Origin of the sequence: Acidovorax sp. Root219 (assembly GCF_001428665.1) — a bacterium.
GTDB lineage: Bacteria > Pseudomonadota > Gammaproteobacteria > Burkholderiales > Burkholderiaceae_C > Acidovorax.
The window spans coordinates 63,088-81,766 of the sequence record NZ_LMIJ01000027.1; the positions used below are offsets into that span (position 1 = coordinate 63,088).

At 65.0% G+C, this 18,679-nt stretch carries 32 protein-coding genes; 17 read left to right on the plus strand and 15 right to left on the minus strand.

Annotated elements, in window-relative coordinates; all coding sequences use genetic code 11:
- Positions 1–4 precede the first annotated feature (4 nt).
- The 13 genes from ASE28_RS24090 to ASE28_RS24150 form a co-directional block, all read right to left on the minus strand.
- Positions 5–1,666, minus strand: coding sequence for a hypothetical protein (locus tag ASE28_RS24090; RefSeq protein ID WP_057268770.1), 1,662 nt, complete (start codon positions 1,664–1,666; stop codon positions 5–7).
- Entirely contained in the window at positions 1,666–2,265 is a 600-nt protein-coding gene (locus ASE28_RS24095) for a DUF3486 family protein (RefSeq protein WP_057268771.1), read from the minus strand. Before ASE28_RS24095 ends, ASE28_RS24090 begins: the two co-directional genes overlap by 1 nt.
- Positions 2,266–2,267: 2 nt before the next feature.
- A complete protein-coding gene (locus ASE28_RS24100; RefSeq protein WP_057268772.1) occupies positions 2,268–2,582 on the minus strand; it encodes a hypothetical protein in 315 nt (104 codons plus the stop codon).
- The gene (locus tag ASE28_RS24105) at positions 2,579–2,968 is read right to left on the minus strand and encodes a hypothetical protein (RefSeq protein ID WP_057268773.1); all 390 of its coding nucleotides are present in this window, start codon (positions 2,966–2,968) and stop codon (positions 2,579–2,581) included. The genes ASE28_RS24100 and ASE28_RS24105 overlap by 4 nt, the downstream gene beginning before the upstream one ends.
- Positions 2,965–3,189, minus strand: a complete 225-nt coding sequence (locus ASE28_RS24110) for a TraR/DksA C4-type zinc finger protein (RefSeq protein WP_057268774.1) — start codon at positions 3,187–3,189, stop codon at positions 2,965–2,967. Before ASE28_RS24110 ends, ASE28_RS24105 begins: the two co-directional genes overlap by 4 nt.
- On the minus strand, positions 3,186–3,701 hold the full coding sequence (locus tag ASE28_RS24115) for a hypothetical protein (RefSeq protein ID WP_235516206.1): 516 nt from the start codon (positions 3,699–3,701) through the stop codon (positions 3,186–3,188). Before ASE28_RS24115 ends, ASE28_RS24110 begins: the two co-directional genes overlap by 4 nt.
- Positions 3,698–4,330 carry a transglycosylase SLT domain-containing protein gene (locus ASE28_RS24120; RefSeq protein WP_235516207.1) on the minus strand — a complete coding sequence of 211 codons (633 nt, stop codon included), beginning with the start codon at positions 4,328–4,330 and terminating at the stop codon, positions 3,698–3,700. The genes ASE28_RS24115 and ASE28_RS24120 overlap by 4 nt, the downstream gene beginning before the upstream one ends.
- Before the next feature lies 1 nt (position 4,331).
- A complete protein-coding gene (locus tag ASE28_RS24125; RefSeq protein ID WP_057268776.1) occupies positions 4,332–4,697 on the minus strand; it encodes a putative holin in 366 nt (121 codons plus the stop codon).
- Positions 4,698–4,818: 121 nt separating this feature from the next.
- Complete coding sequence (locus tag ASE28_RS24130; protein WP_157422104.1) at positions 4,819–5,229, minus strand: hypothetical protein; 411 nt, start codon at positions 5,227–5,229, stop codon at positions 4,819–4,821.
- Entirely contained in the window at positions 5,222–5,482 is a 261-nt protein-coding gene (locus ASE28_RS24135; protein ID WP_057268778.1) for a hypothetical protein, read from the minus strand. The genes ASE28_RS24130 and ASE28_RS24135 overlap by 8 nt, the downstream gene beginning before the upstream one ends.
- On the minus strand, positions 5,472–5,795 hold the full coding sequence (locus tag ASE28_RS24140) for an HNH endonuclease signature motif containing protein (RefSeq protein ID WP_200963991.1): 324 nt from the start codon (positions 5,793–5,795) through the stop codon (positions 5,472–5,474). The genes ASE28_RS24135 and ASE28_RS24140 overlap by 11 nt, the downstream gene beginning before the upstream one ends.
- Complete coding sequence (locus ASE28_RS24145; RefSeq protein WP_057268779.1) at positions 5,792–6,316, minus strand: hypothetical protein; 525 nt, start codon at positions 6,314–6,316, stop codon at positions 5,792–5,794. Before ASE28_RS24145 ends, ASE28_RS24140 begins: the two co-directional genes overlap by 4 nt.
- 328 nt (positions 6,317–6,644) lie before the next feature.
- Positions 6,645–7,055: a helix-turn-helix transcriptional regulator gene (locus tag ASE28_RS24150; RefSeq protein ID WP_082608229.1), complete on the minus strand. Its 411-nt coding sequence runs from the start codon at positions 7,053–7,055 to the stop codon at positions 6,645–6,647.
- A gap of 193 nt (positions 7,056–7,248) precedes the next feature.
- On the opposite strand from ASE28_RS24150, the gene ASE28_RS24155 reads away from it, so the two are divergent.
- The gene (locus ASE28_RS24155) at positions 7,249–7,524 is read left to right on the plus strand and encodes a DNA-binding protein (protein WP_057268781.1); all 276 of its coding nucleotides are present in this window, start codon (positions 7,249–7,251) and stop codon (positions 7,522–7,524) included.
- 120 nt (positions 7,525–7,644) lie between these two features.
- Here the strand turns inward: ASE28_RS24155 and ASE28_RS24160 are convergent, their stop codons facing one another.
- The gene (locus ASE28_RS24160) at positions 7,645–7,923 is read right to left on the minus strand and encodes a hypothetical protein (RefSeq protein WP_057268782.1); all 279 of its coding nucleotides are present in this window, start codon (positions 7,921–7,923) and stop codon (positions 7,645–7,647) included.
- Between the two features lie 109 nt (positions 7,924–8,032).
- Here ASE28_RS24160 and ASE28_RS24165 point away from each other — a divergent pair, with 109 nt between their 5' ends.
- From ASE28_RS24165 to ASE28_RS24225, 15 genes are all read left to right on the plus strand, one after another.
- On the plus strand, positions 8,033–8,509 hold the full coding sequence (locus ASE28_RS24165) for a hypothetical protein (protein ID WP_057268783.1): 477 nt from the start codon (positions 8,033–8,035) through the stop codon (positions 8,507–8,509).
- 3 nt (positions 8,510–8,512) lie between these two features.
- Positions 8,513–8,734, plus strand: a complete 222-nt coding sequence (locus tag ASE28_RS24170; RefSeq protein ID WP_057268784.1) for a hypothetical protein — start codon at positions 8,513–8,515, stop codon at positions 8,732–8,734.
- The gene (locus ASE28_RS24175) at positions 8,731–9,042 is read left to right on the plus strand and encodes a MarR family transcriptional regulator (RefSeq protein ID WP_057268785.1); all 312 of its coding nucleotides are present in this window, start codon (positions 8,731–8,733) and stop codon (positions 9,040–9,042) included. Before ASE28_RS24170 ends, ASE28_RS24175 begins: the two co-directional genes overlap by 4 nt.
- 13 nt (positions 9,043–9,055) lie before the next feature.
- Complete coding sequence (locus ASE28_RS24180) at positions 9,056–10,015, plus strand: hypothetical protein (protein ID WP_057268786.1); 960 nt, start codon at positions 9,056–9,058, stop codon at positions 10,013–10,015.
- 2 nt (positions 10,016–10,017) lie between these two features.
- The gene (locus tag ASE28_RS24185; RefSeq protein ID WP_082608237.1) at positions 10,018–11,835 is read left to right on the plus strand and encodes a DDE-type integrase/transposase/recombinase; all 1,818 of its coding nucleotides are present in this window, start codon (positions 10,018–10,020) and stop codon (positions 11,833–11,835) included.
- A 10-nt stretch (positions 11,836–11,845) separates the two neighbouring features.
- On the plus strand, positions 11,846–13,087 hold the full coding sequence (locus ASE28_RS24190) for an ExeA family protein (RefSeq protein ID WP_057268787.1): 1,242 nt from the start codon (positions 11,846–11,848) through the stop codon (positions 13,085–13,087).
- On the plus strand, positions 13,087–13,239 hold the full coding sequence (locus ASE28_RS32305) for a hypothetical protein (protein ID WP_157422105.1): 153 nt from the start codon (positions 13,087–13,089) through the stop codon (positions 13,237–13,239). The genes ASE28_RS24190 and ASE28_RS32305 overlap by 1 nt, the downstream gene beginning before the upstream one ends.
- A complete protein-coding gene (locus ASE28_RS32310; RefSeq protein WP_157422106.1) occupies positions 13,236–13,412 on the plus strand; it encodes a hypothetical protein in 177 nt (58 codons plus the stop codon). The genes ASE28_RS32305 and ASE28_RS32310 overlap by 4 nt, the downstream gene beginning before the upstream one ends.
- Positions 13,412–14,053, plus strand: a complete 642-nt coding sequence (locus ASE28_RS24195; protein ID WP_057268788.1) for a hypothetical protein — start codon at positions 13,412–13,414, stop codon at positions 14,051–14,053. Before ASE28_RS32310 ends, ASE28_RS24195 begins: the two co-directional genes overlap by 1 nt.
- Entirely contained in the window at positions 14,050–14,265 is a 216-nt protein-coding gene (locus tag ASE28_RS24200; protein WP_057268789.1) for a hypothetical protein, read from the plus strand. Before ASE28_RS24195 ends, ASE28_RS24200 begins: the two co-directional genes overlap by 4 nt.
- The gene (locus tag ASE28_RS24205) at positions 14,262–14,453 is read left to right on the plus strand and encodes a hypothetical protein (RefSeq protein ID WP_057268790.1); all 192 of its coding nucleotides are present in this window, start codon (positions 14,262–14,264) and stop codon (positions 14,451–14,453) included. Before ASE28_RS24200 ends, ASE28_RS24205 begins: the two co-directional genes overlap by 4 nt.
- Positions 14,454–14,466: 13 nt before the next feature.
- Positions 14,467–15,114 carry a DUF3164 family protein gene (locus ASE28_RS24210; protein WP_082608239.1) on the plus strand — a complete coding sequence of 216 codons (648 nt, stop codon included), beginning with the start codon at positions 14,467–14,469 and terminating at the stop codon, positions 15,112–15,114.
- Between the two features lie 186 nt (positions 15,115–15,300).
- Complete coding sequence (locus ASE28_RS24215) at positions 15,301–15,573, plus strand: HU family DNA-binding protein (RefSeq protein WP_057268792.1); 273 nt, start codon at positions 15,301–15,303, stop codon at positions 15,571–15,573.
- 62 nt (positions 15,574–15,635) lie between these two features.
- Positions 15,636–16,292, plus strand: coding sequence for a gp16 family protein (locus ASE28_RS24220; RefSeq protein ID WP_162262275.1), 657 nt, complete (start codon positions 15,636–15,638; stop codon positions 16,290–16,292).
- A complete protein-coding gene (locus ASE28_RS24225) occupies positions 16,289–16,660 on the plus strand; it encodes a Mor transcription activator family protein (RefSeq protein WP_057268794.1) in 372 nt (123 codons plus the stop codon). The genes ASE28_RS24220 and ASE28_RS24225 overlap by 4 nt, the downstream gene beginning before the upstream one ends.
- A gap of 251 nt (positions 16,661–16,911) precedes the next feature.
- On the opposite strand, the gene ASE28_RS31625 is transcribed toward ASE28_RS24225, so the two are convergent.
- Positions 16,912–17,367 (minus strand): GNAT family N-acetyltransferase, encoded by a 456-nt coding sequence (locus tag ASE28_RS31625; protein ID WP_082608232.1) that lies wholly within the window; start codon positions 17,365–17,367, stop codon positions 16,912–16,914.
- 535 nt (positions 17,368–17,902) lie between these two features.
- Here ASE28_RS31625 and ASE28_RS24230 point away from each other — a divergent pair.
- Positions 17,903–18,679: a helix-turn-helix domain-containing protein gene (locus ASE28_RS24230; RefSeq protein ID WP_057268795.1), complete on the plus strand. Its 777-nt coding sequence runs from the start codon at positions 17,903–17,905 to the stop codon at positions 18,677–18,679.

Below are 18,679 nucleotides of genomic sequence, written 5' to 3' on the forward strand. Positions count from 1 at the left end.
GGGGTCACCAGGTAGCGGAGTGCTCGGGCATCTGCAGGTCGTCGTCCTGCCCGCCGTCGCGGATGTTGTCGAAGCCACGGGGGAGCTGGGGCACAGGGATGAACTCGATGGCGCCGCTCATATTCAGGGTGGCGAACCAGCCGAGGCACAGCATGACGGCCGAGTCCCCGTGCCGGAACAGGTCGGGGTCCTTGACGTCGGCACGGCGGGCCTTGGTCACCATGGCGATGCCGTCGACCTCTTCGATGGCACGCAAGTCGCCCGCGATATCGGGGTCGGCTGGGATGTCGATCGCCTCGTCGGCAAAGCCCTGGACCAGCTTGGGCATCCAGGTGCCGTACCAGGCACGAGTGAGCTTGACCTGGTGCACGTGCGAGCGGCCGAACTTGTCCGCAGTCTCTTCGGCCAGCGCCTCGCCCGAGCCGGTGGCGTCCATGGCGCCGCCGCATCGCCTTGGCAGGTGCTCGATGGCGTACCAGATGATCTGCTTTTGCTGGGCGTAGGGCACCTTGTGCATGTCGATGACCAGGGCCAGCTGGCGGCGTAAGCCGATGCCAATGCTGAGGGCGCCCCAGCTTGAAAAGTCGCGGTGCCGTGCATAGTCCTGCGCGAAGACGTGGCGCAGCTGTGGGTCGAGCCGGGCCAGGGCCGGTACCAGGTAGCGCTGGATCCAGTCGTCGACCCAGGAGATGCGCTCCTCGGGTGACATGCTGACGAAGTCGTCATCGAGCGCCAGGCGCAGCACGCGCTCTGGCTCCAGCTTGGCGGCCTGCTCGATCCAAATGCCTGGCAGACAGACGCCATTGCCATCACGGGGGATGGCGTCCAGCTCTTCGCGCATGGCGGCCTTGCGCACGCCATAGCCGTTGCGGATCTTGGAGTACCAGGCCTTTTTCGCCTCCTCAGTGGGTACGGTGCCGGCCATCAGGCACACACGCTCGAACAGGCCGTTGGCGACCGCGTCGTCGAAGGTGACGGTGTAGACGACCGCGTCGGTGCCGTATCGGCCTGCCTCAATGTCGCGGCAGAACTGGGCGAACGGATTGTTCTTGCCGTTGTGCGAGCTGATGACCGTGATCTGGCCGCCCCAGATCAGCAGAGCGGCCGCTGCATCGAGCACGCCCTGCACGTCAGGATGGAAGGCCGCCTCGTCGATCACTACATGGCCCTGCAACCCGCGGATATTCGCCGGGCGGCTGGACAGCGCGCAGACCTGGAAGCCCGAGGCGAAGCGCACGCGATAGGCGGTGATCTGGCGCGTCTTGCCGGTCACCGGGTCCTGGTCCTCGAACAGGAACTCTTCGATGCCCGAGACCTCGCCCTGGGCCTTGGCGATCAGGCGGGAGAACTTCGCCACGTAGCCGATGGCTTCGAGGCCCTTTTCCTTGGTGTCGCCGATGTAGAAGACGTTGGCGCCGCCGAACTCCTTGCGGGCTGCGGCCACCAGCGTCTTGCGCAGCATGGTGCCGTAGGTGATGCCGGTGCGCCGCCCCTTGGGGATGGCGATGATGGCGTGCGGCAGCGCGGCGGCCTCGCGCTGGTGGAGCATGAGCACGCCCTCGGCCAGCAGGTTGAGGTCGGCCGGAATGGACCGCACGCTGGCTGGGAGGTCATCCCATTCCAGCGTGCGCAGGGTGGTGCCGAGAGGCTGGATGAGCGAGGCCATCAGCTGGTGCCCCCTGCTGGCTTGATGCCCAGGAAGTCGCGCATCCAGAAGTCGAGCTGCTCCTTGCCCATCCCCTGGGCCTTGGCGATCTCCTGCAGGTTGGCCTGCTGCTCGGACAGCAGCTTGGCGCGCGCCTCGCGCTCCACCTTCGCCTGGAACTCTTTCAGGTTGATGCTCGACCTGGTCAGCGTGGCGATGTTCTTGGCGGCCTTGGACAGCAGCGCCACACGCTCGCCATGGTCGGCATCGGCCGCGTCTTCGTTAGCCTCCTGCATCGCCAGGATGGCCTCGAACAGCTCGGTCTGCACCATGGCCGTGAGGGCCTCGCTGCGGGCGTCCTTGTCGTCACCGGCATGCGCCTGGATGATCTTGGCGGCCTCGGTGCTGGCGCGGATGGCGGCCAGGCGGCGCTCCAGCTTCTGGCCATACCGGCCCACCGCGCTGCGGCTGGGAAGATCACCGGAGGCCGACTCGATGGGAAAGCGCTCGCGCAGGTCGGCAATCAGCTCGTCCAGGGTCTGCGAGCCGGTGGCGAGCATGGCCTGGATATACGCCTTGACGTCCTCGGGCAGGCGGTCGATGCTGCTTTTGCGGGCCATGGCTACCAGTACTTGGCCGGGCGAGCGATGCCGGGCTCGCAGTCGATGGTGTACTCGGCGATGTCGGTACCGAAGCGCGTCAGGTCGGCATGCCAGCGGCCGCTGGGCTGCTTGTCCAGCTTCACCAACTCGCGGCCGGCCAGGTAGTCCAGGTTCACGCGCAGCTCCAAAGGCGTTGCGTCTGGGTACTCGCTCTGGGCCACGGACAGGATGGGCCCCTCGAAGGCACCCATCGGCCGCGCATTATTGAGCGTGAGCAGGATGAGCCAGCGCAGTGCCTCGCGGCGGATGCGGGCGGTGTCGAGGCCGGTGTTCATTTCATGGTTCCCTGGTTGATGATTCCGCGCAGCTGGGCGTTCTCAAGCTTGCCCGCCAGGCCGTCGAGCTTGGCTTCGATGATGGATTGGCCTCGGATGTAGTCGTCGCGCATGACGTACTTCATGGGCATGTCGGCCACGAGCTTGAGCATCTCGCGCTCGACCCGTTGCCACTGCACGGTCTCCTCGCGGTTGACCTGCTCCAGCCCGTCCAGACGGGACGACAGCTGGGCGGCCTGCTCGGCGCGTGCCTTCTCCTGGGTGACGAAGCGCTCGTCCAGGTGCCGCTGCGACTGGTCGAGCAGCAGCTTGCCGGCGCCGGCTACGGCCGCCAGGAAAGCAGTTAGGAGGCCGACCAGGTTCCAAAAATCTACGGTGACGTTCATCGGTTCAATCTTTCAACGCGCTCCCGGCACGTCACACACAGTTGGCAACCCGGTACGGCGCGGCGGCGCACGGCCGGTATCTCTTCATCGCACTCGGCGCAGTGGTGGGCCGAGTCGGCGGGGGTCTTGCCGGTCAGGCCGGCGCGGCGGGCCTGGGCGGCCAGCGCATCGGCCAGGATCTCGGCCTCGCGCGCACTGGCGCGGTCTACGTCATCGCTCAATCGCTCGCCCCCTGCATGGCTGGCGCGCCGATAACGCGGTGGACGAAGTCCTGCAGGCCTACGACCTGGTCGCGGAGTCCGTCAGCCTCTGCTGCCAGCTGCGCATACGCTCCAGCGCTCTCGCCGAATAGCTCCCGGGCGGTGGTGGCTTCGACAGCGCAGGCGGCAAGGCCGGCGTCTCCTGCTGGGTAGGGATCAGGGCGGGCGTTGAGGCGGGCGACCTGATCGCGCAGGCCGCGCACAGCAGTGGCAGCAGCAGCATCGCGAGCCTGGCGCTCGGTTTCACGTTGGGCGGTTTCATGGGTGACTCTCTCGGCGTTGCGGAACTTGGCGACGTTGTCGGCGGCCGTGGCGGTGGTGCGCTCGGCCTCCTGGCGGTCCCAGGCGGCCTGGACGCGGCTGGCGCCCTGGGCGTCGCCCTTGGCGATGAGGTGGCCCTCCCAGGTCTTCACCCCGAAGATCGCCGCGCAGATGGCGACGGCGATCAGAATCAGTCGGTATTGCGCGCTCACAGGCCCGGCCCCCATGACAGGTAGCGGGGCTGCAAGACCACCAGGATGCGGTGGGGGTAGCCCAGGTTTTCACGGCAGTGCAAGGCTGCGCGGCGGGCTTTGCCGCATGCCTCATCGACCTGGACGCGCGTGGGCTGGGCCAGCCCGGTACTGGCGGCCTCCGCTTGCCAGTGGCCTAGCCCGCCGTTGTAGCTGCGCAGGGCGACCCACATGCGGTCACGCGGCGTGTAGTGGCCTGGGGTGCGGGCGTACAACCAGTGGTTGTACGCCGCCAGGGCCTGCAGAGCCCAGGCCGGGTTGAAGGGCTCAGGGTTCGCCAGGCTCGGCTGCACCGAGGGCATCCAGCGGGCCGTGGCGGGCATGAACTGGGCGAGGCCAGCCGCGCCCACGTGCGACACCGCATCGGGGTTCCAGGCGCTTTCCTGGTGGACCTGGGCGGCGAACACGGCGACAGGGGCGTTCAGGCCCCATTCCGCCTGGGCCACCTTGATCAGCAGGGCGCGGTATGGCAGTGCTGCTTCGGGCACCTGGGCGCGGCAGCTCTCGGCTGCGCCCAGGGCCAGCAAGCAAGCGAGCACGGCCCAGGCCAGGGGCTTGCGCAGCAAGCGGGCGATGACGGGGCTGCGCACGTCAGATGCCCGCAGCCACGCCGGAGATCACGGCGGCCACGATGACCGCCCGCCGCAGCATGGCCGCTGCGAAGGGGACCACGTAGCCAGGTGCGATGGGGTGGTCGGCGTCGCCCTCGGGCTCAGTAGAGCCGAGCCGCCAGTCGCGCACCAGGTAGCCGTCGGGGCGCGCATAGGGGAACAGGGCGCGGTCGAGCCAGTACGCCATGACGGCGGCCAGCGAGACCAAAGAGGCCTTGTAGATCGTGAGCCCGAACTTCTGCGGGGCGATGACCGCGATGACCGCGATAAGTGCCAGCGCCAGCACGAGCCAGGTGGACGTGCGCGGAACGCGCAGCCAGGCGGGAACGGTGTCTCTGAGTTGCATGGGCCCCTCCAAGGGCAGGACAGTGATGGAACAGACCCCGTGAGGGGTGAGCCATCAGTGTCTGCAGGAGGGGACGCGCGGTCTTGTGGACGAGGGAACTATTTGCCGCTCAAGCGCCGCGCTACGGGAGGAAGCGCTTCACGAGCACGGGCAGGAGCTGAACGAGAAAAATCGCAGAGACGACCCACATAACGATGCTGGTCTTGGCATCGGAGATTGATGCTTTGGTCAGAGCCAAGTCCTCTTTCGACGCCAGTTGGTCGACTTTCGCCTTGAGAAGCGCGAGGTCCTCTTTGGAGATCAACTGCTCCAACCGGGCTTTGGTCAGTGCGACGTCTTCTTTAAGCGCCACGTGGTCGAGCTTGGCCTTGATAAGCGCTGTGTCTTTTTCGATGGCGGCCAGGCGCTCACCGGTTTTCTCGGCGAGTGCTTCAAGCTTTGCGACACGGGCTTCCATGCCACCATTGTCGGGCGGTTCGCCGTCGCCCCGCAACTGGCGAACGACGGGGGAAATATCGACCACGTTACTCATCTAAGCCTCCACGCCCCGAGTCAGTCGCGGCGAGTATCACCCTCTTCACAGCGTCGATCATTCGCTTCTCAGAGTCCGCGCGATGATCTTTCCCAGTCTCCTGTTCAAAAAAAACCCTTAGGCTTTCCTGCAATCGTTCTACATCTACGGCTTTGGAGCGCGCGACCTCTTGGGTGAGGATGGCCACCACTCCCAGCAATTGCGTGGAGAGGGTGGTGAGACTGATTAGGGGGCTATCGGTCTCATTGGTCATAGGTGAACTCCTTTTCGATACTCAACTTGCCGGCCTTTCGGCACAGCAAAACATCAAACCGCGTCTTGTCACTGTGCTGCTGGACCGTGAGCCACTGCAGATTCTCGACATGGTCCGCGCCGCCCGCGCACAGCGGCACGATATGGTCGACTTGGTGGCCTGGACAGGGCCCGCGCCGGGCGGCGTTCACAGGGCACGGGTTCAAACGTTTGAACTCGGCCACCACGGCAGACGAGCGGGGGATACGAGCTTGCACGCCAGTGGAGAGGAGCACCCCGGCCCCAATAGCTAGCCACAGGCCGGCCTGCTTCACAAGTCCTTCTTGGCGTTGCGGCGTTTGAATTCGCTGAGCTTGAGCTGCCACGCGTCCTGGATCGGCGAGTCAATGAACAGAAAAGCGGACGAGTCCGAGGAGAGGAAGCGCATGCTCGAATCTTCAAACTTCCAAGAGACGCCCGGGTACTTGCCCCCCTCCGCGACTGGCGCGCCGTACTTTTCAACCAATGCCTGTTGCACATCGTGGGCGTGGAAGTCATAAAAAACAACGTTCCAAGATCCAAGCCTGCCTTCGTAAAACAGGAACTGTGTGTCTCTGGCTGCCTTCGTCGCCAGCGTGAACCCAGGCACGTTGCAGGTGCGACGAGGGGGGACGGAACTGTCCCAACTCTTGTCGCGTGCGGAAAAGTCGCACCTTGCCTTCGGATTCGCCTTTTTGAAGTCCGCCTCGCTCATGCCAATCTGAAGACCCTTGATCTCCAGCTTCTCAGGCCCCGCCCAAGCTGCAAGGCTGGCGTGGGAGACCACCAACGCGATGGCCAGATTGATTGCTTTCATAGCTCCCTCTACGGTTGACTTTCTTGTGCGCCCGATTTCAAAGCTCTACAGGAGCCACAGCATGCGCTCGAGGGCATGACCAAGTTGACGACAGTTATGGTGCCCCGATTACATCCCACCAGAACCGAGCCCTCTGCCTCGTTTTTCATCTTGACCTTCGGCTTTAACCCGTCGACCAACCGCAGCACCCACTCCCATTCGATCAATTTGTATCTCCCTTTGTTACATCCATTGTCAACAAAGGAGGGCAAAAAGCCATCTTGGGTTCACCCAAATGGGGGGAATTGAGTACTGATCACCCGTTTGGGTGATCGACCTCGAAAGCGGCTTAGCGCTTCCCGGTCTTGATGGTCCCGCCTGACTGGATTCCAACCTGCACTCCGCCCGGGCTGGTGTTGTGCATGGTGAGGTCGCGGATGCGATTGGGTGCTTGCGCTGATGGTCCTGCGCCGATCAACGCGCCCATCGCTGCACGGCGCACCTCCGGGGTGGCTTCTCTGAAGTAGCTGAGCAGGGTGGATTCCTCAGCCCCCAGCGCGGGCGGTGCCATAGAGCCAGTCACCACGTACTGCACATCGACGCCCAGGCCAGCAAGCGCAGCGAGTTGGGCCGCAGTCGGTGAGGACACCCCTTTCTCCCAGTCAATCAAGGTGCGCTTCTTCGCTCCAGCCACCTCCGCAAATGCTGGTTGGGTTAGGCCCAGACGTTCGCGCTCAGCACGCAGTCGATCTCCGATCACGCAAATATCCGCACCTTTCTATTGCAAGGTGCGGATATCCGCACCATAATCGCACCCATGCCAGCCAAGCACCACCTAACTCCACCGGCCAAGGCAAAAAAAGGACGGGCCCTAGCGAGTGCGCAGCAACGCACTCGGCCGCTACGACGCCGCCCTTATTCGTACACACCAATTAACACCATTTTGGCACGCCATGAACGCGAACCCGACCCCGCTTCGAACGCCTGAACAGGCCCGCGCCTGGCTGGATTACCAGGGCATCTCCATCTCGCAATGGAGCCGCGAGAACAACGTGCACCACAGCCTGGTGCGCGAGATCCTGGCGGGCCGCAAAAAGTGCCTGCGCGGCATGAGCCACAACATCGCCGTGCTGCTCGGGATGAAGGCCGGCGTGCTGACCACGCGCCCCGCCCGAGTGGCGCCTACACGCGCCCCGATGCAGGCCAGCCAGGCAGGTGCAGCAGCGTGAGCGCCACCGTGCACCGCCTCACGCCCGAAGTGCTGCGCGACGCGCACGGCAGCTACCTGCCCGGCGACCGTTCGGTGGCCTTGGCGCACGCCATCGCCGCCGACATTCGTCGCCGCGCACTCACTGAACCAGGCTATCTGGATCACTGGAAGACTGGCGCAGCTTCCGTGCCACTTCCGTCAGCCCAAAAAACCAGACCGGAGAGTCAGGAGCACGCTGTGCATGCGCCTCCAGCCGCTGGGCAAGCGCCTCAGCGTTCAGCACGCCTTGCGCAGCCAGCGCGCGCGCCAGCTCCAGCCACATCTGCTCGATCACGGCGAGTTGCGTGCCGTGTGTTTCAAGCTGCTGGCCGCTGTATTGCTGGCGCGTTGCAGCCATCTCGGCCGGGGTTGGGTTCATGGTCTCTCTCCTTGCAGGTTGCGATGGGTGGACTGTATGCCTCGCAGGCCCTGGCGCGGCCGATCCAAACCGGCATTTGTTTGGCGCTGGATGCTGGAGGTGCTCAGCCATGAGTTCCAAGCCCACCCGCAATTGGAAGCGCCTGCAGCCCACCAGCCTGCGCAACGCGCTGGAGCTGTGCAAGGACCACGGCCGCGAGAAGCTCAACAAGTCGGTGGAGAAGATCGCCGAGGAGATGGGCCTCACTGATCACTGGACGCTCTACAAGTGGTTCCAGACCGGCCGCATCCCCGCCAACCTGATTCGCCCCTATGAGGTGGCCTGCGGCATCGACTTCGTCACCCGCTGGATCGCTGCGAGCAGCGGTCGGCTGCTGGTGGACGTGGCCACAGGCCGCAACCTGACGCCCGCCGACATCGCGGAAATGCACGAGCACTTCGGCGGCACGGTGAAGCTGCTCAGCGCCTTCTATGCCCGCCCCGGTGACCCAGCCGAGACGCTGGCCGCGCTGACCAAGCACATGGAACACATGGCCTGGCACCGCAGCAACGTGGTGCAGCACGCCAACCCTCAACTGGAGCTGTAACCCATGCTGAAAGCCCAATACACCCGCACGACGAAGCACGCCCCCCTGGTGGTGCTGGAAGGCGGCCCCTTCAACGGCATGGAGGCCACGCCAGCCCAGCTGCGTGCGCTGGCCGAGCTGTTGAACAAGGTGGCCGCGCATGCCGAAGCCCGGCCATGCGTTGGCCGCATGTGGGCGCCCGCGACCGAGCGCTACGCCACCACCGCCTGGAGGGCCGGCGCATGAGCACCGACGACACCAAGACAGGCGCCCAGGCGATGCGCGCCCTGGACATGCTGGAGACCCTGTCCGGCCGCGTGCTGGACGGCATGTCCAACAAAGACCTTGCCGAGGCCATGCGCTGCCCGCCGCCCTACGTGACCCGCACGGCCGAGACCCTGATCCGCAAGGGTTGGGTCGAGAAAGACGAGAGCACCGGCCGCTTTCGGATCACCACCCGTTTCAGCCGCCTGACGTTCCGCGTCATGGCGGACTTCGACCGCGCGAAGACTGCCCTGGAGCAGTCGCAGCGCAACTACACCCTGAGCAACTGAAACCACCAACGACATGGCACGCACCCCCAACAAGACAACGCCTCCCGCCGAGGCTCCGAAGCTCAACGAGGCCGCTCTGGAGACCCTGGAAGCCGCCCCTGCCCAACTGGTGGCCCAGCAGCAAGCCATGGAAGAGGTCCTGGCCGCTGGCATTGACCTCGGCCGGCTGGAAGCCATGGATTTTGTGGCGACGGTCGCCAACTCCGCGATCATCGCCATCTACGAAAACGTAAAGAAATCAAAGGGTTGGCGCCTTCTTCGCGATCCCAGGTTTGGCGACGGTCGCCAATTTCAAAGCCTGGACGACTTCTGCGAAGTCAAGCTCGGCAAGTCGTACAAGCGCCTGCGCGAACTGACACTGAACCGCAACACCCTCGGCCAGGAAGCCTTCGAGCAAGCCGAGCGCCTGGGCCTGCACCAGCGCGACTACAACGCCATCAAGGCGCTGCCAGCCCCCGACCAGGAGCTGGTGCGCCGGGCCGTGGACGAGGCCGCCACCCGCGAGCAGGTGCTGGATGTGCTGCACGACCTGGCCGCGCGCACCGTGCAGCGTGAGGCAGCCCTGAAGGGCGAGCTGCAAGACGCCCGCGATCAGGCCGAGGATCTGGCCGCCACCAAGAAGGAGATGGAGAGCACGGTGGCCGACCTGCGCAAGCAGGCGCGACTACTCGCCAAGGCTACGCCCGACGAGGTGGCTGCACATCTGCGCAAACAGGCGCAGGAGGCCGTCGAAGAGGCCGAGGCGGCGCTGCTGGGCGAAGTGCGCGATGGTTTGGAAAAGCTCGCGGCGCACGGCAAGGAAGCCGGCCACAGCGAGCTGGCCTGGGTGAAGGGCCAGCTGGAGCAGCTGATGGAACGGGTGCGCAACATTGCCGGCCGGGTGGGTGTGGAGCTGGACGGCGGCAACGGCACGCCGACTTGGCTGGATGCCGCTGCCATCCCTGCTGCAGGCACCAACGGGGCCGCGCACTGATGATGGCCGCACCCAACCCCGCTTTGACACAGCGGCTGGTCCACTTCGGCCAGGCCGCAGCGGCCGCCGGCTGGGGCGGCAAGACCGCGATATACGAGGAGGCTGCGCGCGAGCTGGGCCTCTCGACGCAGACGGTGGTGCGCAAGATCGCCGAGGTGACGGTCAAGACCGCCAAGCCGCGCAAGCGCCGCAGCGATGCGGGCACGTCGGCCCTGACCCAGCGCGAGGCCTCGCTGATCGCGCTGGACGTGATGGAGCACATGCGCAAGAACGGCAAGCGCCTGATGAGCATGGAAGCGGCGGTGGCAGAGATGCGCGCCAATGGCTTGATCAAGGCCGAGCGCACGACGGCCGATGGCGAGATAGTGCCGCTGTCCACCACGGCCATCGTAGCCGCGCTGCGCAAGTACCAGATGCACCCGGATCAGCTGCTGGCACCGCCCCCGGCCATTCGCATGGCGAGCCTGCACCCGAACCACTGCTGGCAGATCGACGCCAGCCGGTGCGTGATGTACTACCTGCCCGCCCAGGGCAGGGACAGCGGCCTGCGCGTGGCCGACTGGACCGAGTACTACGACAACAAGCCGGCCAACGTGGCGCGCCAGGTGATGGACAGCCTGTGGCGCTATGTGGTGACGGACCACACCAGCGGTGCCATCTTCGTTTGGTACGTGATCGGCGGCGAGACGGGCGGCAACCTGGCCGAGGTGTTCATCCAGTCCATCCACCAGCGCGGCAGCGAGCCGTTCTACGGCGTGCCACGCATGGCGATGCTGGACCCTGGTGGCGCCAACACTTCGCCCCCGTTCCTGAACCTGTGCAAGGCGCTGCGCGTGCATGTGCAGATCAACAAGCCCAAGAACCCGCGCGCCAAGGGTCAGGTGGAAAAGGCCCAGGACATCGTGGAGCGCAGCCTGGAAGCGGCCTTCAAGCTGCTGACGCTGGAGACGCTGGAGCAGATCAACGCGGTGGCGCTGCAGTGGGCGCGGTGGTTCAACGCCACCCAGGTGCACACGCGCCACAACATGGTGCGCTTTTCGGCCTGGATGCGGATCAGCCCCGACCAGCTGGTGCTGCCGCCTGGCATCGAGCTGTGCCGCGAGCTGGCTGTGTCGGCCCCCGAGTCGCGCGTGGTGAATGACTTCCTGGAGGTGGAGTTCCGGGGCACGACCTGGGACGTGTCGGACGTTCCGGGCGTGATCGTGGGGCAGAAGCTGCAGATCGTGCGCAACGCCTGGCGCCAGGACTCGGCCCAGGCGGTGGGCGTGGACGCCGAGGGACGCGAGTGCTTCTACGTGCTGGAGGCCAAGGTCAAGAACGACTTCGGGTTCCACGAGGGCGCGGCGGTGATCGGCGAATCCTACAAGCGGCACGCCGACACGCCTGCCCAGCGCAACCTGGCCGAGATCGAGATGCTGGCGACCGGCACCAGCACGCCCACCGAGGCCAAGGAGGCCCGCAAGGCCATGGCGAGGGGCAAAGGCCCCCAGGTGCTGGGCGGTGCCATCGACCCGCTCAAGCGGATGCGCGACGCGGAGATCCCGACGTACCTGCCGCGAAAGGGCACGGCGCTGGAGGTGGCGAACCCGCTCGCCAACGCCGAGGTGCTCGACCAGGTCGACACCAGCGTCGCGCTGCAGCGTATCTCGAAGCTGATCGGGCGCCCCATCACGCGGGAAGAAAACCGTTTCATCAAGGGCCGCTGGCCCGATGCGATGCCGGCCGACCAGGTCGACGCCCTGGTGGCGCAGTTCACGCGCGGCGATGACGCTGCGCCCGTTGAAACCTTTGGCGGCCTGCGTGCCGTTGGCGGAATGTGAGGCCGCCCGAATGCTGAACCTGCAACTGATCACCAAGGAACTGGGCATCAACCAGGCCGACTTCGCGCGCCAGCTCAAGGTGAGCACGGCGACGGTGTCCCTGATCTTCAAACACAACCGCTGGCCGGTGAAAACAGGCATGGAGTTCCGCCTGAAACGCGCCGCCACGGACATCCTGCTTCAACGCGGCGTTGACCCTGACCGGGTGAAAACCGCATTTGAAGAGTGCGCCGGGCAGCGCGCCAACGCTGCCCAGCTCACTGAGGCCAATGCCTCGACTCCAAGCCCTCAAACCACTCTTTCAAACCGACTCAAGGACGAGGATATGTTACTTCGCAAGCACACGATCACCCAGGACGCGCGGGATTACTTCGCGCTGCCCCGCGACCCTTTCACCAATGAGATGCGCGGCGTGGCCGACGTTTTCCTCAACGACAACATCCGCAAGGTGCGCGCTGCGGTGCGCAATGTGGCCGAGCACGGCGGCATGCTGGCGGTGATTGCCGAGAGCGGCGCGGGCAAGTCGACCGTGCGCAAGGATCTGGCGAAGTGGATCCAGGGGCAGCAAAAGTCCATCGTGGTGATCGAGCCCGGTATCGAGGGCCTGGACAACCAGGACCGCAAGAGCCGGCCGCTCAAGGCCAGCGACCTGGTGGAGATCATCATCACCACCGTCACGCCTGGCGCGGCCATCCGCCAGAGCTACCAGGCGCGCCTAAACCAGATGCGCGATGCGCTGCGCGCCAGCGCCAGCGCGGGCAACAAGCATGTGATGGTGATCGAGGAGGCCCACCGCCTGGCCACGCAGACCCTCAAGCACCTGAAGAACTTCTACGAGATGGATGACGGCGCGTTCACTCCTCTGCTGGCGATCATCCTGATCGGCCAGACCGAGCTGGACTGGAAGCTCGACGAGAAGTCTTTCGAGGTGCGCGAAGTGGTGCAGCGCTGCGAGAAGCGGTTCATTGAGCCACTGGACAACGATGTCGAGGCCTATCTGCGGCACAAGTTCGCTCGGGTGGACGGGGACTTCGACAAGGTGTTTGCCGCCGACGCGGCCGAGGCCATCGTGGCCCGCCTGCGGGTGTCGGTGGAGACCAAGATCCGTGGACAGCGTTCGCTGGGCCCGCGCTCGCTGTGCTATCCGCTCGCGATCAACAACCTGGTGTCGGGCGCGATGAACCTGGCGCACCAGGGCGGCGAGGAGCACGTCACGGCCAAGCTGGTGGCCCAGGTGGGGCGGGAGGAGTGATGCGCCGCTACCTCGTACTCATCTGCATGAGCGACGGCTCCATGGGCCGGCTGCGCGGTGAATTCGCCTCGGACTGGGAAGCCATCGACACGGTGCTCGGCTCGTTTGGCGATGCCGTCTCCGTCGTCGCGCGCCGGGAGGTCTCGGCATGAAGCGCGCTCACCCGATGACCCAACTGGTGATCTGGCTGGCCGTGAGTCTGGCCGCCGTGCTGCTGACCATGGTCTATGTGGTCAGCGAGATGCACGTGAGCGACGCCCGCCTGGACGCGGCGCACCTGGCCGGCATGGCCCAGGGCGCCACCATGTGCCCGGGAGGCCGCTGATGGGCGCCGAGTTCGTTACCACGTGCGCCAGTTGCGGGGCCGAGGAGAGCATCGACGCGCTGCTGGGCCGCATGATCGACGACGAAGAGGCGCGCCACCTGGTGGCCGACGTCATCAGCATGTCGCTGCCGGTGGGCCGGGAGCTGCTGCGCTACCTGCGGCTGCACAAGCCCGAGAAGCAGCGCCTGCGCATGTCGCGTGCCAAAACGATCCTGGCCGAGCTGGTGCCGGACATCATGGCCACGGCCATCACGCGCGGCGGGCGCACTTTCCTGGTGACCATGGGCGACTGGCAAGCCGGGTTCCATGCCGTGTTCGCAGCTGTCGACAAGGGCACGCTGGCCGTTCCCTTGGCGCACAACAACTACCTCTACACCGTCGTCACTCGCACGGTCGACCGCTTGGAGGCCCAGGCCGAGGCCGACCAGGAGCTGCAGCGGCGTGTGGCGCCGCTGCGCGGCGTGGTGCAGGTCGACCAGAAGGCGCCGGTACAGGTGGGGGCGACGCTGCTGGCCCACCTGGATCCGGCGCTGCTGGACCTGCAGGAGCGGGACCGCCAGGCGGCAGGCCCTTCGGAAGAGGTGCGGGCCAAGATGGCGAAGCTGCTGGGCAAGGCGCCAGCGGGAGGGCCCAAGCCATGATGCCCGCCGAAATGCAGTCGCTGCGCGTCGTGTTGCTGGCATTGCTGCCGACCTACGGCCAGGCCGCTGCCACACCCGAGCTGGCCGCTGCCGCCAACTGCAGCCGCAGCGACGTCCACGACGCCTTGTACGAGCCGCTGGTGGCCCACCAGGTGCGTTACGACCTGATGGCCGACACCTATGCGGCCGTGAAGCAGGGAGACGCCCTGTGAAAGAGATCAAGCCAGGCCGCCCCGAGGCCGAGCGTTCGGGCTTCACTTCGAAGCCCGCCGCCGACCTGGTCAAGCCGCAGCAGTACGACCTGATGCGGGCGCCCGTGTGGACGCCCCCAGCCGCCGCGCCCGCACGGGCCGGATCTTTGAACCACAAGCGCATCGAGAGCCGTGGCTTTCGGTGCTGAGCAGGAGCAAACCATGCCAACACCAAACGATGCAGCGCGCCAAGCCAGCGGCGTCCATATGCCCGATGGCTTCATGCGCAATGCGCAGGGCCACCTGGTGCCCCTCGACCTGGTCAAGCCCGTAGACCAGGAGCGCGACCGCCTGGTGCGCGAGCTGGTGCAGATCGCGCAGGACCTGAATGCCAAGCTGGTGGAGGCCAAGGGCAAGATCTTCGGCGACGTTGCCGCCTTTGCGGAGCTGAGCGCCGAGCAGTACGGCGTGAAACGCGGCGGGCAGAAGGGCAATATCACGCTCCACACCTTCGATGCGGCCTTCAAGCTGCAGCTGGCCACCGCCGACACCATCACCTTCGACGAGCGCCTACAGGCCGCCCAGGCCTTGGTGGACGCGTGCATCAAGGACTGGGCTCAAGGCAGCCGGCCCGAGATCATTGCGCTGGTGCAGCAGGCCTTTCAAACCGACAAGGAGGGCAAGCTCAACGTGGGGAAGATCCTGGCGCTGCGCCGCCTGGAGATCACCGATCCGCGCTGGCTGCAGGCCATGACGGCCATCGGGGACTCCATCCAGGTGATCGGCACCAAGCAATACATCCGCTTCTACAAGCGCGTGGGCCAGTCGGACCGCTACGAGGCGATTCCGCTGGACATGGTGGCGGTATGAGCCCCTCTATCGACTGATCTCGCAGCGGGATAAGCGGAGGGTGCCCGGGCTCTACAGCGCCATCAACTTCCGCAGCGTGTGAGCGCGTTCTCCGCCCTTGCCCAGGGCTGCGCGGTGCAAGCCGGTTTCCGGTGTTCGTCAACACCGGGTTGTTGTTTCAACCATTCATCTACGGACTTCTCAGACATGAACAAGACAGAACTTATCGAACAGATGGCCGACAAGGCTGGCATCTCGAAGGCCGCTGCAGGAGCTGCCCTCGAGGCCGCTACCGAAGCGATCAAGACCACCCTCAAGAAGGGCGGCGCCGTCACGCTGGTGGGCTTCGGCTCTTTCTCTGTGACCAAGCGGGCGGCCCGCACTGGCCGCAACCCGAAGACCGGCGAGCCTCTGAAGATCAAGGCACGCAAGTCCCCCAAGTTCACCGCAGGCAAGGGCTTGAAGGACGCCCTGAACTGAGCCAGCCGGCTTTCTGAAGCCCCCGCCTGGGGGCTTTGGTGAGCCACCTGGAGCACATGACCATGACCGCAGCCACCGCCACCACCACCGCCGCCCACCGCGCTACGCTGATCAAGCTGATCCACGTGGCGAAGCGCGAGCTGGGCCAATCGCAGGGCCTGGACGAGGTGGCGTACCGGCAGATACTGCTGAGCGTTGGAAAGGACTCCTCGCTCAAGACGATGGCTGTTCCAGGAATGGTGGCTGTCTTGGAACACCTCAAGTCGAAGGGCTTCAAGGTTCGTCCAAAGGCCGGCGACCGGCGCCAGGCCGTCAACCCAGGCGCCAGCAAGGTGCGGGCGCTTTGGCTGTTCTTGCACCAGCTCGGCGAGGTACGCGATCCTAGCGAGAAGGCCCTCGCGGCCTACGTAAAACGGATTGCCCATGTCGATGATCTGCACTGGGCGGGCAGCAAGGCGACCGACCTGCTGATCGAGACCTTGAAGAAGTGGGCGATGCGCCTGCTGCCAGGCGCCATCAAGGCGCTGGCCGACGAGGTGCTGGTGCGCCATCGCGTCCAGCCATTCGACGCGCTGCAGCTGGCCGTGTTCCTGCGTGCAGCGAACGCCTCGGTCAACTATGAAGGCTTCGACCACCACCTGTGGGCCTGGCAAGACCTCATGGAGCTGCTCGGCAGGCCCGTGGGGGGCGTTGCCCAGGCCCTGGAGGCCCAGCGGTGATCCGTCCTGAGACGCGGACGTCCATCAGACGCCACGAGCTGCTGGCCGACCTGGTCGACGTCGTTGCGCGTCGGCTCAAGGATCACGAGATCAGCGCCACGGCGTCGGAGATAATCGCCAACGACCTGGCCGACCACCTGGCGAAGCACTGGGGCGGGCAGATCATTTCCTTCCCGAAGGATCTGCGTCGCGAGCTGGTGCGGCTGGAGCTGGAGATCTACGGCAAGTTCCTGGGTGACAACTACGACGAACTGGCCCGCCAGTACGACATGACCGTCAGTGGCATGCGCAAGCTCATTACTCGCATCCGCGCGAAGCTGGCAGCGGACACCCAGCACGACCTTTTCGACCCTGCCCGGGTCGCTTGAGCGGCCGCAGCCGCTCGTTACAGGTAAGCGGATGGCCATTCCATGTTGACCGAAGGCTCTAGCAGAAAGCTAGACTTCCGCTTTGGGCAAGACTGAAAGGCAGCCTTGGGCCCATTGCAGCCGGTCGCTGGAGCGAATAGCGGACGTTCAATTCAGGAAGTATGTGCGGCCGATGTTGAGAATCTTTAATGCCGTCTGCAGGCCCCAGCGTGGAGATGGAGTGCTGGCAGTGACATCGCCTTCAACGATTTTTAGCTGCAATGCGAGTACCCCATAGGGACGAACGCTACGCCATTTGCCGTTTGCGGAGGAGTCTTGGCGACAAACCCAAGGCGTTGATATACCGGAACCGCGAACAATGATGAGTTGACGGTAAAGTTGAGGTTTCCCGATAGAGCCTTTGCATGCTCCCAAAGTGCGCGAGAAAGACCTTGCCCTTGGGCATCCACTCTGACAAAGAGATGATAAAGATGTGAGCCGTCCCGCAGCGCAATAACGCCGCAAACGCCGACGGAGTCTTCCGCGACGTAATGGTTGAATTTGGATGAACCGATCCGCTCTGTAAAGGAAGCTGGAGTGAGTCCAGCCAAGAACGGCTTAACTTCAGGGGATGATGGATCTGCAAGGAAAAAATGAGCTAAGCCAGCAACTAAGCGGCTTATTGCTTCCGCATCAGATGCTGTTGCTTGGCGAATTACGAAATTCATTGATGAAAGCTCACGGAAAGCGTTCGTCTTACGCCTGGCTCAAAAGCCAACGAAGGCCAAGACGTTACATAGATGGTGGATTGATCCGCTCGCCCTGCAGCCTGCGAGTTATGGGGATGCTAGGCGTAGAGCCTCGCAGGGGTGGGCAATTATGGGAACAACGACAAGGACGTACATCCCTCGGCCCACGAACGGCGGCTCATGGCCGATAGCGGAAGTCTAGCAACATGCCAAGGCTTTTAGGCGGAAGGGTTCACCGCTCACTTCACTTGCCGTTACAGCCTCTGTAACGCAATTTCACCGACCGGTTTCGGCTGATCCCGTTCTGTCCCGGCAAATCCCGATTTATCGCGACGTTTTTGGGTTGTTTATCTCAACTCCCTTCAACATGGTCTGGAAGAACATCCTGTGCGCGCATGGTCTGGCTCCTGTTGATGCGATGCAAACAAGAATAAGATGCATTTACCTGGCGGCTGTAAACTGCATAAGCCATTTGATTGCTCGATACCGCCATTTACGCCACCACCAACGCCCCATGTCCGACCTGAAGCTCGACCTCGCCACCATCGACGCGCCCGACGGCCCGCTGGTCATCGCCCTCGCCGGCACGCAGGACGGCGAGCGCATGACCGAGCCGCACCAGCACGCGCGCGGCCAGCTCTTCGGCTCGCTGCGCGGGCTGATCTCGGTGAAGGTGCAGGATGCGGTATGGGTGGTGCCCGCCATCCATGCCGTGTGGCTGCCGCCGCACCACCTGCACGCGGCACAATCGCATGGCCCCTTCCATGGCTGGAGCGTGTATGTCGAGCCCGCCGCCTGCCAGGGCCTGCCCGCCAGGCCCTGCACACTGCGCACCTCGGGCCTGCTGCGCGAGGCCGTGCTGCGCGCTGCCGAGTGGCCGCTGGGCCCGCTGGATGAAGGCCAGTCGCGCGTGGCCGGGGTGATCCTGGACGAAATCCGCAGCCTGCCGGTCGAGCCCCTGGGCCTGCCCCTGCCCAAGGACGTGCGCCTGCAGCGCATTGCGCGTGCGCTCATCGCCGACCCGGCCGACGGACGCGACCTGGAGGCCTGGGCCCGGTGGGCGGCCCTGAGCTCGCGCACGCTGAGCCGGCGTTTCGTGGAGGAAACCGGCTTCAACTTCACCGCCTGGCGGCAGCGCGCGCGCCTCGTGCGCTCGCTGGAGATGCTGGCCGCCAATGTGCCCGTGAACAGCATCGCGCTGGACCTGGGCTACGCCACGGCCAGTGCCTTCATCACCCTGTTCAAGCGCACCTTCGGGGAGACCCCTGCGGCCTACCGGCAGCGGCTATGA

Coding starts and splice junctions, on each gene's coding strand:
- ASE28_RS24090 (WP_057268770.1), bottom strand. CDS start 1,666: ATGGCCTCGCTCATCCAGCCTCTCGGCACCACCCTGCGCACGCTGGAA.
- ASE28_RS24095 (WP_057268771.1), bottom strand. CDS start 2,265: ATGGCCCGCAAAAGCAGCATCGACCGCCTGCCCGAGGACGTCAAGGCG.
- ASE28_RS24100 (WP_057268772.1), bottom strand. CDS start 2,582: ATGAACACCGGCCTCGACACCGCCCGCATCCGCCGCGAGGCACTGCGC.
- ASE28_RS24105 (WP_057268773.1), bottom strand. CDS start 2,968: ATGAACGTCACCGTAGATTTTTGGAACCTGGTCGGCCTCCTAACTGCT.
- ASE28_RS24125 (WP_057268776.1), bottom strand. CDS start 4,697: ATGCAACTCAGAGACACCGTTCCCGCCTGGCTGCGCGTTCCGCGCACG.
- ASE28_RS24130 (WP_157422104.1), bottom strand. CDS start 5,229: ATGAGTAACGTGGTCGATATTTCCCCCGTCGTTCGCCAGTTGCGGGGC.
- ASE28_RS24135 (WP_057268778.1), bottom strand. CDS start 5,482: ATGACCAATGAGACCGATAGCCCCCTAATCAGTCTCACCACCCTCTCC.
- ASE28_RS24145 (WP_057268779.1), bottom strand. CDS start 6,316: ATGAAAGCAATCAATCTGGCCATCGCGTTGGTGGTCTCCCACGCCAGC.
- ASE28_RS24155 (WP_057268781.1), top strand. CDS start 7,249: ATGAACGCGAACCCGACCCCGCTTCGAACGCCTGAACAGGCCCGCGCC.
- ASE28_RS24160 (WP_057268782.1), bottom strand. CDS start 7,923: ATGAACCCAACCCCGGCCGAGATGGCTGCAACGCGCCAGCAATACAGC.
- ASE28_RS24165 (WP_057268783.1), top strand. CDS start 8,033: ATGAGTTCCAAGCCCACCCGCAATTGGAAGCGCCTGCAGCCCACCAGC.
- ASE28_RS24170 (WP_057268784.1), top strand. CDS start 8,513: ATGCTGAAAGCCCAATACACCCGCACGACGAAGCACGCCCCCCTGGTG.
- ASE28_RS24175 (WP_057268785.1), top strand. CDS start 8,731: ATGAGCACCGACGACACCAAGACAGGCGCCCAGGCGATGCGCGCCCTG.
- ASE28_RS24180 (WP_057268786.1), top strand. CDS start 9,056: ATGGCACGCACCCCCAACAAGACAACGCCTCCCGCCGAGGCTCCGAAG.
- ASE28_RS24185 (WP_082608237.1), top strand. CDS start 10,018: ATGGCCGCACCCAACCCCGCTTTGACACAGCGGCTGGTCCACTTCGGC.
- ASE28_RS24190 (WP_057268787.1), top strand. CDS start 11,846: ATGCTGAACCTGCAACTGATCACCAAGGAACTGGGCATCAACCAGGCC.
- ASE28_RS32305 (WP_157422105.1), top strand. CDS start 13,087: ATGCGCCGCTACCTCGTACTCATCTGCATGAGCGACGGCTCCATGGGC.
- ASE28_RS32310 (WP_157422106.1), top strand. CDS start 13,236: ATGAAGCGCGCTCACCCGATGACCCAACTGGTGATCTGGCTGGCCGTG.
- ASE28_RS24195 (WP_057268788.1), top strand. CDS start 13,412: ATGGGCGCCGAGTTCGTTACCACGTGCGCCAGTTGCGGGGCCGAGGAG.
- ASE28_RS24200 (WP_057268789.1), top strand. CDS start 14,050: ATGATGCCCGCCGAAATGCAGTCGCTGCGCGTCGTGTTGCTGGCATTG.
- ASE28_RS24210 (WP_082608239.1), top strand. CDS start 14,467: ATGCCAACACCAAACGATGCAGCGCGCCAAGCCAGCGGCGTCCATATG.
- ASE28_RS24215 (WP_057268792.1), top strand. CDS start 15,301: ATGAACAAGACAGAACTTATCGAACAGATGGCCGACAAGGCTGGCATC.
- ASE28_RS24220 (WP_162262275.1), top strand. CDS start 15,636: ATGACCGCAGCCACCGCCACCACCACCGCCGCCCACCGCGCTACGCTG.
- ASE28_RS31625 (WP_082608232.1), bottom strand. CDS start 17,367: ATGAATTTCGTAATTCGCCAAGCAACAGCATCTGATGCGGAAGCAATA.
- ASE28_RS24230 (WP_057268795.1), top strand. CDS start 17,903: ATGTCCGACCTGAAGCTCGACCTCGCCACCATCGACGCGCCCGACGGC.